This is a genomic window from Streptomyces sp. NPDC092296 (assembly GCF_044755465.1).
Taxonomy (GTDB): Bacteria; Actinomycetota; Actinomycetes; order Streptomycetales; family Streptomycetaceae; genus Peterkaempfera.
Genome location: NZ_JBIVRB010000001.1, coordinates 1670433 through 1684773 on the forward strand (window position 1 = coordinate 1670433; position 14341 = coordinate 1684773).

Annotated in this window: 12 protein-coding genes; 10 read left to right on the forward strand and 2 right to left on the reverse strand. The window is 73.6% G+C overall.

Annotated elements, in window-relative coordinates; translation table 11 throughout:
* Window positions 1-68: 68 nt before the first annotated feature.
* A complete protein-coding gene (locus ACIQGZ_RS07635) occupies window positions 69-2606 on the forward strand; it encodes a [protein-PII] uridylyltransferase (RefSeq protein WP_402599894.1) in 2538 nt (845 codons plus the stop codon).
* A gap of 61 nt (window positions 2607-2667) precedes the next feature.
* Here the strand turns inward: ACIQGZ_RS07635 and ACIQGZ_RS07640 are convergent, their stop codons facing one another.
* The gene (locus ACIQGZ_RS07640; RefSeq protein WP_402599895.1) at window positions 2668-4983 is read right to left on the reverse strand and encodes a peptidoglycan recognition protein; all 2316 of its coding nucleotides are present in this window, start codon (window positions 4981-4983) and stop codon (window positions 2668-2670) included.
* Window positions 4984-5190: 207 nt separating this feature from the next.
* Between ACIQGZ_RS07640 and ffh the strand changes: the two genes are divergently transcribed.
* Entirely contained in the window at window positions 5191-6753 is a 1563-nt protein-coding gene (gene ffh / locus ACIQGZ_RS07645; RefSeq protein WP_402599896.1) for a signal recognition particle protein, read from the forward strand.
* A 105-nt stretch (window positions 6754-6858) separates the two neighbouring features.
* Window positions 6859-7377 carry a GNAT family N-acetyltransferase gene (locus ACIQGZ_RS07650; RefSeq protein WP_402599897.1) on the forward strand — a complete coding sequence of 173 codons (519 nt, stop codon included), beginning with the start codon at window positions 6859-6861 and terminating at the stop codon, window positions 7375-7377.
* A gap of 543 nt (window positions 7378-7920) precedes the next feature.
* Here ACIQGZ_RS07650 and ACIQGZ_RS07655 read toward each other — a convergent pair.
* Window positions 7921-8724, reverse strand: coding sequence for a class I SAM-dependent methyltransferase (locus ACIQGZ_RS07655; RefSeq protein ID WP_402599898.1), 804 nt, complete (start codon window positions 8722-8724; stop codon window positions 7921-7923).
* A 265-nt stretch (window positions 8725-8989) separates the two neighbouring features.
* On the opposite strand from ACIQGZ_RS07655, the gene proS reads away from it, so the two are divergent.
* From proS to rplS, 7 genes are all read left to right on the forward strand, one after another.
* Window positions 8990-10402, forward strand: a complete 1413-nt coding sequence (gene proS, locus ACIQGZ_RS07660) for a proline--tRNA ligase (RefSeq protein WP_402599899.1) — start codon at window positions 8990-8992, stop codon at window positions 10400-10402.
* Window positions 10403-10624: 222 nt separating this feature from the next.
* Complete coding sequence (locus ACIQGZ_RS07665) at window positions 10625-11221, forward strand: hypothetical protein (RefSeq protein WP_402599900.1); 597 nt, start codon at window positions 10625-10627, stop codon at window positions 11219-11221.
* 269 nt (window positions 11222-11490) lie between these two features.
* A complete protein-coding gene (rpsP, locus tag ACIQGZ_RS07670) occupies window positions 11491-11937 on the forward strand; it encodes a 30S ribosomal protein S16 (RefSeq protein WP_402599901.1) in 447 nt (148 codons plus the stop codon).
* 2 nt (window positions 11938-11939) lie between these two features.
* Window positions 11940-12179: an RNA-binding protein gene (locus ACIQGZ_RS07675; protein ID WP_402599902.1), complete on the forward strand. Its 240-nt coding sequence runs from the start codon at window positions 11940-11942 to the stop codon at window positions 12177-12179.
* A gap of 218 nt (window positions 12180-12397) precedes the next feature.
* Window positions 12398-12952, forward strand: coding sequence for a ribosome maturation factor RimM (rimM, locus tag ACIQGZ_RS07680; protein ID WP_402599903.1), 555 nt, complete (start codon window positions 12398-12400; stop codon window positions 12950-12952).
* An 8-nt stretch (window positions 12953-12960) separates the two neighbouring features.
* Complete coding sequence (gene trmD, locus ACIQGZ_RS07685; protein WP_402599904.1) at window positions 12961-13791, forward strand: tRNA (guanosine(37)-N1)-methyltransferase TrmD; 831 nt, start codon at window positions 12961-12963, stop codon at window positions 13789-13791.
* A 128-nt stretch (window positions 13792-13919) separates the two neighbouring features.
* Window positions 13920-14270: a 50S ribosomal protein L19 gene (rplS, locus tag ACIQGZ_RS07690; RefSeq protein ID WP_402599905.1), complete on the forward strand. Its 351-nt coding sequence runs from the start codon at window positions 13920-13922 to the stop codon at window positions 14268-14270.
* Window positions 14271-14341 lie beyond the last annotated feature (71 nt).

Sequence of the window (14341 nt, forward strand, 5' to 3'; positions counted from 1 at the left end):
CGCCCGCGCCCCGGGCGACACCGCCGCGACCGGTGACGGCCGTGGCACGACGGAACGGGGACCACCCGATGACCGTGCCCCACACCCCCAGCGACCCCCACACCCCCGTGCGGGGCCACCGCCCGACCGACCACCGCCGCACCGACCACCAGCCCACCGGCTACCGCCCCACCGACTACGCCGCCGCCCGGCAGCGGCTGCTCGCCGAACCCGGCCCGGTCGGCGCCCACCGCCGCACCGCGCTCGCCGCCCTCACCGACCGCTGGCTCGCCACCCTGCTGGCCGGCGCAGCCGCCGCCGTCCGCGCCCCCTCCGCCACGGCGGGCCCCGCCCCGGTCGGCGTCGCCCTGGTCGCCGTCGGCGGCTACGGCCGGGGCGCCCTCTCCCCCCGCAGCGACCTCGACCTGCTGCTGCTGCACGACGGCCACACCTGGGGCAGCGGCATCCCCGCCCTGGCCGAGCAGCTCTGGTACCCGGTCTGGGACAGCGGCGCCGCCCTGGATCACTCCGTACGCGACCTCGCCACCGTCCGCGAGGTCGCCGCCGACGACCTCAAGGCCCAGCTGAGCCTGCTCGACGCCCGCCACATCGCCGGCGACCCCGCGCTCACCGCCGCGCTGCGCTCCACCGTCCTCGCGGACTGGCGGGCCACCGCACCGCAGCGCCTCCCCGAGCTGCACCGGATGTGTCAGGAGCGGGCCGAGCGCCACGGCGAGCTGTCGTTCCTGCTGGAGCCCGACCTCAAGGAGTCCCGGGGCGGCCTGCGCGACGCCGTGGCGCTGGACGCCGTCGCCGCCTCCTGGCTCGCGGACGCCCCGCGCGACGGCCTGGACGCCGCCGTACTGCACCTCGCGGACGTCCGCGACGCCCTGCACCTGGCCGCCGGACGGGCCACCGACCGGCTCAGCCTCCAGGAGCAGGACCAGGTCGCCACCGAACTGGGCGTACTGGACGCCGACACCCTGCTGCGCCGGGTCTACCGGGCCGCCCGCACCGTCGCCTACGCCTCCGACGTCACCTGGCGCGAGGTGGGCCGGGTGCTGGCCGCCCGCTCCCGCCGGGGCCGCCGCCCGCAGCGCCCGGCGTTCCTGTTCGGCGGGCCGGGCCGCACCGCGGGCGCCGTCGACCGGGGCCCGGTGCAGCGGCGGCCGCTGGCCGAGGGCGTGGTGGAGCAGGACGGCGAGGCCGTCCTCGCCCGGAGCGCCCGGCCCGCCCAGGACCCGGTGCTGCCGCTGCGGGCCGCCGCCGCGGCCGCCCAGGCCGGCATCACCGTCGCCCACGCCACCGTACGGCGGCTCGCCGCCGAAGCTGCCCCGCTGCCGGTGCCCTGGCCGGACGAGGCCCGCGAGCAGCTGGTCACCCTGCTCGGCGCGGGCAGCGCCTGCCTGCCGGTCTGGGAGGCGCTGGAGGCCGAGGGGCTGGTCACCCGGCTGCTGCCGGACTGGGAGCGGGTGCGCTGCCGCCCGCAGCGCAACGCGGTGCACCGCTGGACGGTGGACCGGCACCTGGTGGAGACGGCGGTCCGCGCCGCCGCGCTCACCCGCCGGGTCGCCCGCCCCGATCTGCTGCTGGTGGCCGCCCTGCTGCATGACATCGGCAAGGGCTGGCCCGGCGACCACGCCGAGGCGGGCGAGGTGATCACCCGCGACCTGGCACTGCGGATGGGCTTCTGCGGCGCGGACGCCGAGGTGCTGGCGCTGCTGGTACGGCACCATCTGCTGCTGATCGACACCGCCACCCGCCGCGACCCGGACGACCCGGCCACCGTGGCGGCGGTCACCGGGGTGGTCGGCACCGCCCGCGAACTGGAGCTGCTGCACGCCCTCACCGAGGCCGACGCGCTGGCCACCGGCCCCGCCGCCTGGAGCGACTGGCGGGCGTCGCTGGTGGCCGACCTGGTCGGCCGGGCGGAGGCGCTGCTGACCAGCGGTGCGCCCCCGGCCCCGCCGCCCGCCGAGCCCGGCGCCGCCGAGCAGCGGCTGGCGGCGGAGGCCGCCCGCAGCGGCGGCCCGGTGCTGGCCGTCCGCGCCCAGCCGCCCGGCCCCCGGTCCGGTGAACCGGCCGCCGCCGAGCTGGTCCTCGCGGTGCCCGACCGGCCGGCGCTGCTGGGCACCGTCGCCGGGGTGCTGGCGCTGCACCGCCTCACCGTGCGGGCGGCGGCCGTCCGGGAGGCCGGGCCGGTCCTGCTGCTCACCTGGACGGTGGCCGCCGAGTACGGCGACCTGCCGGAGCCGGCCCGGCTGCGGGCCGACCTGCGCCGCGCGCTGGACGGCGGGCTGGACGTCGCCCGGCGCCTCGCCGAGCGCGACGCCGCCGCCCCGCGCCGCCACCGGCCCGGCGCCCCGCCGCCCCGGGTGACCGTGGCGCCGGGCGGCTCCTCCGCCCGTGCGACGGTGCTGGAGGTGCGCGCCCATGACGCCCCCGGGCTGCTGCACCGGATCGGCCGCGCCCTGGAGCAGACCGGCGTCCGGGTTCGTACGGCCAGGGTCAGCACCCTGGGCGCCGACGCGGTGGACGCCTTCTACGTCACCGACCCGGCCGGCCACCCGCTCCCCGCTGCCCGAGCGGCCGAGGTCGCCTCGGCGGTGGAGCGGGCGCTGCACTGACGCGGCGGCCGTACCGGGCATCTCCCGGTACGGCCGCCGCGTCAGTGGGCCGATCAGGGGTTCACTTGAGGACGGCGATCCCGTCCGTGGTGACGGTGGGCCGGCCCTTGGTCGCCTGGATCACGATCTTCAGCTTGTGCTTGCCGCTGGTGCTCCAGTTTTTGCCCCACACGCCCTGGCGGTACATCGTCTTGCTTGCCTTGACGTCATAGGTGCCGATCTTCTTGCCGTCCACGTAGACGGTCACCTTGCCGGAGTCGGTCGCCCGGGAGACCAGCCACATCACGCTGCGCCCGGTGAAGGTCCAGGTCAGGCTGGCGTTCTTGCTGTTGCTTGAGTACGAGGCGCCGCCCAGGTAGCTGCTGCTCTTGCGCTTGGTCCACTTGCCGGTCTTGGCGGCGGCGGACTCCTGGTAGATCACCGGGGTGCGGGCCACCGACGCGGTGGTGGAGTTGCCCGCCACGTCGGCCGCCTTGAACGACCACTTGCGGGAGGCCCCCGGCTTGGCGGTGGTCGCCCAGCTGGTGGTGGCCGGGGCGAACGTCTTGGCGGTGGGCCCGGTGACCGCGACCGACTTCAGCAGCTGCTTGTCGGTGGCCTTCCAGGTCAGGGTGACCGGGATGGCGGTGGCGTTCACGGTGCCGGCCCGGAGCTGCATGTTCGGCGCCGTGTTGAAGACCGGCTTGGTGCTGTCCGCGAGCACGGTCGCGGCGGCGGAGGTGGCGGTCTTGCCCTGGACGTGGACGGCCCGTACGGCGACGGTGTGCTTGCCCGCCGCCAGGGTGACGGCGGCGGACCGGGCGGTGGCGGCGGGACTGGCGGCGACCTTGCCGTCCACCAGCACCTCGAACCGGCTGAACTCCCCGGACGGCCAGCTCTCCGACCACGGCACGGTGACCTTGCCGGTGGTGTACCAGGTACTGCCGGACTTGACCGCGCCGGTCAGCGTCCCGAGCACCGGGGCGGGCACGGCCACCGGCGCGGGACCGGTCGCCGCGAGGGTGCGGATGGCGGGCAGCTGGGCGTACAGCTGGGTGCCGGGGCACTCGGTGACGTACGCGTCGCTGTGGCCGGAGATCGCGTCCAGCGAGACGGCGGTTCCGTAGGGGTAGCGCTGCGTCTTCTTCGAGACGTCGTCGGTGCCCATCTCGACCATGGTCACCTTGCTGTCGGGCGCGATGCCGTACATGCCGAGCTTCCAGTTGGCGAGCTTGGCGAGGGCGGAGAGCACGGCGGGGTCGGCGGCGGTGCTGGTGTACGTGCCGAGCACGGCGACACCCATGGTGCCCGCGTTGAAGCCGTACGTGTGCGCGCCGAAGACCGGCAGCCACTCGCCGCCGCCGTTGTCGACGCCGCCCCAGCGGCCCTCGAAGATGGTGCCGCACTTGTCGACCAGGAAGTTGTAGCCGACGTCGCGCCAGCCCTCGGACTTCACGTGGTAGGCGTACTCGGCCTGCACCCGGGCGGCGGAGCCGTTCGGGTCGGTGGGGTCGGTCGTGCAGACGTAGTCGTTGCTGTCCGCCGTGTGGTGGACGAAGACGACCTTGACGCCGTCGGTCGAGTAGCACGGCAGGGTCTGGTCGCGCAGCGACTCGTCGGCGCCCCACTGCTGCCGGTTGACGATGGCGGGCTGCGGCGCGCTGGAGACCGGCTTGGCCGGCACGGTCGCGGTGGTGCCGGTGGAGGTGCACACCGACGGTGCGGGGGCCGTCGCGGCGGCGGGCTCCGCGTCGGCCAGGGTGGTGCCCGCGCCGCCGCGCGGGGCGGCCGCCTCGGCGGACGGTGCGGCGCTGCCGTCGCCCGTCGGGAGGTCGCCGGAGGCCACCAGGTCCAGCCGCAGCCCGTCCGGCAGCTTCCGGGTGCCGCTGCCGGGTACGACCCGGACCTCGACGCCGTCGGAGGGGCCGGTCCACAGCGGCTCGGTGGCGCCCCGGGCGCCGGTCGCCTCGCGGCCGCCCGGGTCGGGGGCGCTGTCGGAGGTCTCGATGTCGGTCCAGGCGCTCCACTGCCGGGTCTCCAGCGACCGGGTGCGCACCTGGACGGCGGCGCCGATCTCGGTACGGGCGCTGTCCCAGCTGACGCCGAGCAGGTTGAACGGCTGGGTGGCGCGCCGGGTCAGCCCCCGCTCCCGTACGTGCTTCCCGGCGGTGCGGGCACGGCCGGCCGGCGCCGCGTCGGCGGGCAGCTCGGTCAGCGCGTTGTGGAAGAGCCGGGGGGTGACCGGCGCGTGGGCCGCCCGGTGGTGGACCGGCTCGGTCTCACTCGCGAACGCGACGGCGGAGACCCCCGCGCCGCCGATCAGCACCGTGCCCAGCCCCAGCCAGACCCGGCCCTTGAATCCCAGTGGTCGATGCGCGTGAGTGTTCCGCGATCCCATGCCCGTCCCTGTGGTTGTCGGCACCGGAAGCCGGCGCGTCCGCCCCCCTCCGGACGGATGTGCGAATACTAATGCCGGTAGGAGAGAGGCGGGGCGCCGGGTGTTCCGCTGCGGGAATGGAGCGGTTGACCCCGGCGGGACGGCGGCCGGATACCCTGGGGGCGACGACCGTACCCATACCGATGCCACGAGGGACCCGCGACCGACGTGTTCGACACCCTTTCCGACCGCCTCGCAGCGACGTTCAAGAACCTCCGGGGCAAGGGCCGCCTGACCGAGGCGGACATCGACGCCACGGCCCGTGAGATCCGCATCGCCCTGCTTGAGGCGGATGTGGCCCTCCCGGTGGTCCGGGCCTTCATCAAGCAGATCAAGGAGCGGGCGCAGGGCGCCGAGGTCTCCCAGGCGCTCAACCCGGCCCAGCAGATCATCAAGATCGTCAACGAGGAGCTCATCGCCATCCTCGGCGGCGAGACCCGGCGGGTCCGCTTCGCGAAGCAGCCGCCGACCGTGATCATGCTGGCGGGCCTCCAGGGTGCGGGCAAGACCACCCTGGCGGGCAAGCTCGGCCACTGGCTGGCGCAGCAGAAGCACACCCCGCTGCTGGTCGCCTGCGACCTCCAGCGCCCCAACGCGGTCAACCAGCTCAAGGTGGTCGGTGAGCGGGCGGGTGTGCACGTCTTCGCGCCCGAGCCGGGCAATGGCGTGGGCGACCCGGTGCAGGTGGCCCGCGACTCCATCGAGTACGCGAAAACCAAGCAGTACGACGTCGTCATCGTGGACACCGCCGGCCGGCTCGGCATCGACGCCGAGCTGATGCAGCAGGCCGCCGACATCCGCACGGCCGTGCAGCCGGACGAGGTCCTCTTCGTCGTGGACGCCATGATCGGCCAGGACGCGGTCACCACCGCCCAGGCGTTCCTGGACGGCGTCGACTTCACCGGCGTGGTGCTCTCCAAGCTGGACGGCGACGCCCGCGGTGGCGCCGCCCTGTCGGTCGCCCATGTCACGGGCCGTCAGATCATGTTCGCCTCCAACGGCGAGAAGGTCGACGACTTCGACGCCTTCCACCCCGACCGGATGGCCTCCCGCATCCTCGGCATGGGCGACATGCTCACCCTGATCGAGCAGGCGGAGCGGACGTTCTCGCAGGCCGAGGCCGAGAAGATGGCCTCCAAGCTGCGCGGCGGCGGCAAGGAGTTCACCCTCGACGACTTCCTGGGCCAGCTGGAGCAGGTCCGCAAGATGGGCTCCATCTCCAAGCTGCTGGGGATGCTGCCGGGCATGGGCCAGATCCGGGAGCAGATCAACAACATCGACGACCGGGACGTGGACCGGGTCGGCGCCATCATCAAGTCGATGACGCCAATCGAGCGCGAGGACCCGAAGATCATCAACGGCTCGCGGCGAGCCCGGATCGCCAAGGGCTCCGGCGTCACCGTCACCGAGGTCAACAACCTGGTGGAGCGGTTCTTCGAGGCCCGCAAGATGATGTCCCGGATGGCCAGCGGCCAGGGCATGCCGGGAATGCCCGGCATCCCCGGCATGGGCGGTGGCGGCCCCAAGAAGCAGGCCAAGAAGCAGGGCAAGGCCAAGGGCAAGCAGCGCTCCGGCAACCCGCTGAAGCGGGCGGCGGAGGAGAAGGCCGCCGCCGAGCGGCGCGCCAACCCCGAGGCCCAGCCGGGCGGCGCCTTCGGCCTCGGCCCCGGCCAGGGACCGGCCGACTTCGAGCTGCCCAAGGAGTTCCGGGACCTGCTGCCCCCGCAGTGACACCCGGCAGTGAGCCTCGGCGGTGACGCGAGCGGGGCGGGCGCCCATCGGGCCCCGCCCCGCACCCGTCGAGGATGTCCCGTACCCGTCGAGGATGATGGACGGGTGCGAGTGACCATCCGAGACCCCAGACCCTCCGACGTCGACGCCTACGCCGCCGCCGTGCGCAGGTCCGCCGACCACATCGGCCCGTGGAACCCCCTGGAACCGGACGGCCTCCCCGACCTGCTGCAACGCCAGGGCCCCGCGCTGCGCACCTTCCTGATCGTGGACAACGCCGACGGCGGCCTGGTCGGCAAGTGCAACGTGGCCAACATCGCGATGGGCCGCTTCTGCAATGCCTCGCTGGGCTATGACTCCTACCTGCCCTACGCCGGTACCGGGCGGATGACCGAGGGCCTGCGGCTGGTGGTGGACCGCTGCTTCGCCCCCCGTGGCGCCGGCGGCCTGGCCCTGCACCGCCTGGAGATCAACGTCCAGCCGGACAACATCCGCTCCGCCGCCATGGCTCGCCGCCTCGGCTTCCGCCTGGAGGGCTACTCACCGCGCATGCTGTATATCAACGACGCCTGGCGCGACCACGAACGCTACGCCCTCACCGCCGAAGAGTGGCCACCCCGCTAGAACCCCCACCCCACCAGGGCCGCGAGCAATCCCCCGGACCCCTGCCCCCACCCCACCAGGGGCGCGAGCACCCCCCACCTCCGCAAACCAGCCCCCCCGGACCCCAGCCCCCACCCCACCAGGGGCGCGAGGAACTGCGCGACCAACCCCCTACCCCCGCAAACCAGCCCCCCGGACCCCAGCCCCCGCCCCACCAGGGGCGCGAGGAACTGCGCGACCAACCCCCCACCTCCGCAAACCAGCCCCCCGGACCCCAGCCCCCGCCCCACCAGGGGCGCGAGGAACTGCGCGACCAACCCCCCACCTCCGCAAACCAGCCCCCCCGACCCCAGCCCCCGCCCCACCAGGGGCGCGAGGAACTGCGCGACCAACCCCCCACCTCCGCAAACCAACCCCCCGACCCCAGCCCCCACCCCACCAGGGGCGCGAGGAACTGCGCGACCAACCCCCCACCTCCGCAAACCAACCCCCCGACCCCAGCCCCCACCCCACCAGGGCCGTGAGCACCCCCCGTAAACCAATCTCCCTGACCCCACCCCCCGCTCACCCCGCCTGAGCCACCACATACCGGAACACATTGGCCATCCGCACCGACCCATCCCCCCGCAGATACGGATGCAGCGCCTCGGCCAGCTCCTTGCCCACCAGTGTCTCCCCGGAGTACGCCGCAGCCGCCTCGTACACCCCGGTGGACAGCAGCCCCCGCACCGCACTCTCCAGATCCGGATAAGCGAACGGGCACGACACCCGCCCGCTCCCGTCCGGCCGCAGCCCCGCCCCCGCCACCAGCGACTCCAACTTCCCCGGCGCGCTTAGCCCGAACGGGTCATAAACGACCCCGGGAGCAGCCGAAGCCGGCACCGGCGCCGCCAGCCGCCGAGCGACATCCAGCACGCCGGCGCTCTGGCAGCGCTCACGCGGCCCCCAGGTCGCCAGCACCACATGCCCGCCCCGCAGCGTGAGCCGGGCGGCCCGCCGCACCAGGGCCGGCGGGTCGGCCGCGCAGTAGAGGTTCTCGAAGGCGGTGACCAGCGTGTGCGTGGTCGGCGGCGCGTCCCCGGGCGCGGCGTCGCGGTACACGTCGGCCAGCACCCGCAGCTGCCGGTCCCGCGCCAGCGACCGCAGCTCACCGGCCGACTCCAGCCCCGCCACCTCCGCGCCCCTGGCGGCGGCCAGCAGCAGCGCCAGCCCCGAGCGGCAGCCCAGCCCGAGCACGCTGGTGGCAGGGCCGACCTCCAGCCGCTGGTAGACGGCCTCGTACAGCGGCACCAGCATGCGTTCCTGGATCTCCGCCCAGTCGCGGGCCCGCTGCCTGGCCCGCGCGGGTTCCGCGGCCGTACTCCTCACCTGAGCAGAAGCCATTCTGTGGCCTCCCATCCGGTACGTGGGCTGCTGTGCCGGGTCACGGCACGGTCGACGCCCCCCGAGGGCTGTGCACGACGGCTGTGCACGACCCCCCGGATACAGAGAACCCCCGTCGCGGTCCGGCGTCCAGGGGAGCACGGGGAGGCGCGTGCGCCGGCCGGTGGTGCGCCCCTGGGTCGCAGCCGGGCCGGGCGCGGCAGGGGGAGCGATTCACGGTCGGGCGCACGGGCCCCGTACCATTCGGGCCATGGCAAAGGCTCCCGTTCTCACTCCCCAGGCGGACGACTTCCCGCGCTGGTACCAGGACCTGATCAACAAGGCCGAGCTGGCCGACAACGGCCCGGTGCGCGGCACCATGGTCATCCGACCGTACGGCTACGGCCTGTGGGAGCGGATGCAGCAGGAGATGGACGCGCGGATCAAGAAGGCGGGCGCGGCCAACGCGTACTTCCCGATGTTCATCCCGCAGTCGTACCTGACCCGGGAGGCCGAGCACGTCGAGGGCTTCGCCCCGGAGCTGGCCGTGGTCACCCACGGCGGCGGCAAGGAGCTGGACGAGCCGATCGTCGTCCGGCCCACCTCCGAGACGATCATCAATGAGTACTTCTCCAAGTGGGTGCAGAGCTACCGCGACCTGCCGCTGCTGATCAACCAGTGGGCCAATGTGGTCCGCTGGGAGATGCGGCCGCGGGTCTTCCTGCGCACCACCGAGTTCCTCTGGCAGGAGGGCCACACCGCCCACGCCACCTACGAGGACGCCCGCGCGTACGCCAACATGATCCACCGCGACGTCTACGGCGACTTCATGGAGAACATCCTCGGCATCGACGTGGTGCTCGGCCGCAAGACCGCCCGGGAGCGCTTCGCCGGCGCCATCAACACCCTCACCCTTGAGGGCATGATGGGCGACGGCAAGGCGCTCCAGATGGGCACCAGCCACGAGCTGGGCCAGAACTTCGCCAAGGCGTTCAACACGCAGTACCTCTCCGCCGACGGCGGTCGCGAGCACGTGTGGCAGACCTCCTGGGGCAGCTCCACCCGCATGGTCGGCGGCCTGATCATGGCGCACGGCGACGACAACGGCCTACGGGTCCCGCCCCGGCTGGCGGCGGTGCAGGCCGTGGTGCTCGCCATCAAGGGCGACGAAGCGGTGCTGGCCAAGGTGCGCGAGATCGGCGCCGCCCTGGAGGCCGCCGGTGTCCGGGTGGTCGTCGACGACCGTACCGATGTCCCGTTCGGCCGCCGCGCGGTGGACTGGGAGCTCAAGGGCGTCCCGGTGCGGGTCGAGGTCGGCCCGCGCGACCTGGAGGGCGGCACCGCGATGCTGGCCCGCCGCATCCCGGGCGGCAAGGAGCCGGTGTCGGTCGACGCGCTGCCGACGCTGGTGCCGGCCGCGCTGGAGGAGGACCAGGCCCTGCTGCTGCGCCAGTCGCGCGAGCGCCGGGAGTCCCGCACCACTGAGGTGAAGACCCTGGACGAGGCGGTCGAGGCCGCCGCCACCGGCTGGGGCCGCATCTCCTGGGCCGAGCTGGGCCCGGAGGGCGAGGCCAAGCTGGCCGAGCAGGGGGTCAGCGTGCGCTGTCTGGTCGCCGCCGACGGCTCGGTGCCGGCGGCCGACGACCAGCCGGGTAACGTCGCCATCGTGGCGCGCGCCTACTGATCTGCAGATATCGTGTACGGCCCGCGGCCATCTCGTGGCGGCCGCGGGCCGTATTTCACCCTCCGTATGCGCTCCATGAGCTGCACGGGACAGGAGTTTGACGTTGAATCAGGTGCTCGAAAGCTGCCTCTGTGCAGCTCGGGGCGGACTCCGCGGCAGCCGGGGACCGCGAGAGATCCGTCGTGGGCGGAACATCGGACCGCACTCCCTCGTTGGCATAGCGTGAGCACGACACAGCCTCTCGTTCTTGCGGCCGAACTGGCCGCGGCCTGGAGCGACATCCAGCGCCACCATCCGGACCTGCCCGATCTCGCGGCCCCGGAGTCGCTGATCGGCGAGTCCTCGTCGGCCTGCGGCACCGAGCTCAGCTTCGAGCGGCTTCTGCACGAGGCGGCGCACGGACTGGCGGCCGCCCGGGGCATCCGCGACACCTCGCGGGCCGGGCGCTACCACAACCGGCGCTTCCTCGGCATCGCCGACGAGCTGGGGTTGGCGCACCCGGTGGAGCCCCACCCGAGCAGCGGGTTCTCGCTGGTCACCATGGAGCCGGAGACCCGCGCCCGGTACGCGGACACCATCGAGCGCCTCGACCGGGCCCTCGGTGCCCACTCCGAGGCGGTCAGCGGCGACGGGCGCGGCCGCGCCTTCCGCGGCCCGGCCACCCGCCACGGCTCCTCCGGTGGCGGTGTCCGGGTCAAGGCGGTCTGCGGCTGCGGGCGCAACGTCCGAGTGGTCCCCTCGGTGCTCGCCCAGGCGTCCATCGTCTGCGGCGCCTGCCAGCAGCCGTTCCGGATCGCCGAGCCGGCACCGGAGTCCTGAGGGCCCGGCCCCGCGAGGGCCGCGCCCCGGGCCGGTGTGCCGCACGGCACCGCCAGGCAGCGGCCTCGCGGCGCCGCGATGGCGGCTGCCCGGTTTCCGGCGGTCGGGAGCACCGGCCGCCCTGTGGCAGAATGGACAGCTGAGTACTCGGCAGCCGAGCAGGACCCCTCTCTCCTCCGGCTGGCGTGTCAGTAGAGCAGCCGACGCCCGCAACCCCACGTGGCGCGCCCGGCCGCTCACCCACGTCAAGACCAGGAGACCCCACTCCAGTGGCAGTCAAGATCAAGCTGAAGCGTCTGGGCAAGATCCGCGCCCCGCACTACCGCATCGTCGTCGCCGACTCGCGCACCAAGCGCGACGGTCGTGCCATCGAGGAGATCGGCGTCTACCAGCCGACCTACGACCCCTCGAAGATCGAGGTGGACTCGGAGCGCGCCCAGTACTGGCTGAGCGTCGGTGCGCAGCCGACCGAGCCCGTGCTCGCGCTCCTCAAGCTCACCGGTGACTGGCAGAAGTTCAAGGGCGAGCCGGCTCCGGCCCCGCTGAAGGTCGCCGAGCCCAAGGTCGAGGACTACAGCCACCTCTTCGCCAAGGCCGTCCAGGGCTTCGAGGACAGCACCACCGGTGCCGCCATCACCCCTAAGGCCAAGAAGTCGGACAAGAAGGACGACGCCGCCGAGGCCGACGCCGCCGAGTCCGCCTCCAGCGAGGCCTGAGGATGCTTGAGGACGCCCTCCAGCACCTGGTGAAGGGCATCGTCGAGAACCCCGACGACGTCCAGGTGCGTTCGCGCAACCTGCGTCGGGGCAACATCCTTGAGGTGCGCGTGCACCCCGAGGACCTGGGCAAGGTCATCGGCCGGGGCGGTCGCACCGCCCGCGCCCTGCGCACCGTGGTCGGTGCGCTGGGCGGCCGGAACGTCCGCGTCGACCTGGTCGACGTCGACAACGTCCGCTGAGCCGTACGGCTTCTTCGACAGGGCCGGCCGGGACGCACCTCGTCCCGGTCGGCCCTGCCGCATTCGCCCACCCGGCACCCCGGTACCCCGGCATTCCGCCACCCCGGCAATCCGGCAGCGGACCGCGCAGCCGGACGCCCAGCGGAACCCAGAGGCGCAGCGCAGCCGGACACGCAGCGCAGCCAGAGACACAGCAGAGACACAGGAGCGCGATCACCGTGCAGCTCGTCGTCGGCAGGATCGGCCGTGCCCACGGCATCAGGGGGGACGTGACCGTCGAGGTCCGCACCGACGAGCCGGAACTCCGGCTCGCCCCGGGCGCGGTCCTGCTCACCGACCCGGCGTCCGCCGGACCGCTCACCGTGGAGTCCGGCAAGGTGCACAGCGGCCGACTGCTGCTGCGCTTCGCGGGCGTGAGCGACCGCAACGCCGCCGAGGCGCTGCGCAACACCGTGCTGATCGCCGAGGTGGACCCGGAGGAGCTGCCGGAGGACCCCGAGGAGTACTACGACCACCAGCTGATCGGACTGGACGTGGTGCTGGCCGACGGCAGCGCGGTCGGCGAGATCACCGAGGTGGTCCACCTGCCGTACCAGGACCTGCTCTCGGTGCGCCGCACCGACGGCGGCGAGGTGCTGGTGCCCTTTGTGGCGCGGATCGTCCCGGAGATCGACCTGGAGAACCAGCGGGCCGTCATCGACCCGCCGCCCGGCCTGCTCGACCCCGACCGGGCCGAGGTGGCCGGCAGCCGCGACGACGACGGGCAGGAGTGACCCGCGCCGTGCGCATCGACGTCGTCACCATCTTCCCCGAGTACCTGGAACCGCTGAACGTCTCGCTGGTCGGCAAGGCCCGTGCCCGGGGCCAGCTCGGCATCCACCTGCACCACCTGCGGGACTGGACCACCGATGTGCACCGCACGGTGGACGACAGCCCGTACGGCGGCGGCCCCGGCATGGTGATGAAGCCGGAGCCCTGGGGCGCCGCGCTGGACTCCGTGCTGGAGCAGGGCGCCGCCGAACTCGGCGCGGCCGCCGTACCCACCCTGGTGGTCCCCACTCCCAGCGGCCGCCCGTTCACCCAGGAGCTGGCCCAGCGGCTGGCCGGCGAGCCGTGGCTGGCGTTCGCGCCCGCCCGGTACGAGGGCATCGACCGCCGGGTCATCGAGGAGGCCGCCGACCGGATGCCGGTGGTGGAGGCGTCCATCGGTGACTATGTGCTGGCCGGCGGCGAGGTCGCGGTGCTGGTGATGGTCGAGGCGGTGGCCCGGCTGCTGCCGGGTGTGCTCGGCAACGCCGAGTCGCACCGTGACGACTCCTTCGCCCCCGGAGCCATGGCCGATCTGCTGGAGGGCCCGGTCTACACCAAGCCCGCTGAGTGGCGTGGCCGGGCGGTGCCGGAGGTGCTGCTCAGCGGCAACCACGGCCTGATCGCCCGCTGGCGGCGGGAGCAGGCGTTCCGCCGCACCCTGGAGATGCGGCCCGATCTGGTGGGCCGCTGGGAGAAGACCGCGTTCGACAAGCACGACCGCAAGGCGCTGGACGCGTTGGGTGTGAGCTGGGACGAGGCCGCGGGCCGATTTCAGCCGGACAGCGGTGGTGTGGAAGAATAGGCCGCTGCTGCGTGTAGGCGCCCCTGCCACGGGGGGAACGCCGGCGGCCGGGCCTCTCCGGCGAGTAGCAACCCCCCTTTCCTTGCGAATTCCGTGGGTGACCCGTGGCGCCCATGATGGAGAGCCCGATGAGCAACCTGCTCGACGTCCTCGACTCCGCGTCGCTCCGCGACGACATCCCGGCCTTCCGCCCCGGTGACACCCTCAAGGTGCACGTCCGGGTCATCGAGGGCAACCGCTCCCGTGTCCAGGTCTTCCAGGGCGTCGTCATCCGCCGCCAGGGCGCGGGCGTCCGCGAGACCTTCACCGCCCGCAAGGTCAGCTTCGGCGTCGGCGTCGAGCGCACCTTCCCGGTGCACACCCCGATCGTGGAGAAGATCGAGGTCGTGACCCGCGGTGCCGTCCGCCGCGCCAAGCTCTACTACCTGCGTGACCTGCGCGGCAAGGCCGCGAAGATCAAGGAGAAGCGCGACCGCTGAGGTCGGCTGCTCCACACCCCGGCTCCGGCCGGGCCCCGCTTCGGGCGGGGACGGGACTGCTCGTACGAGGC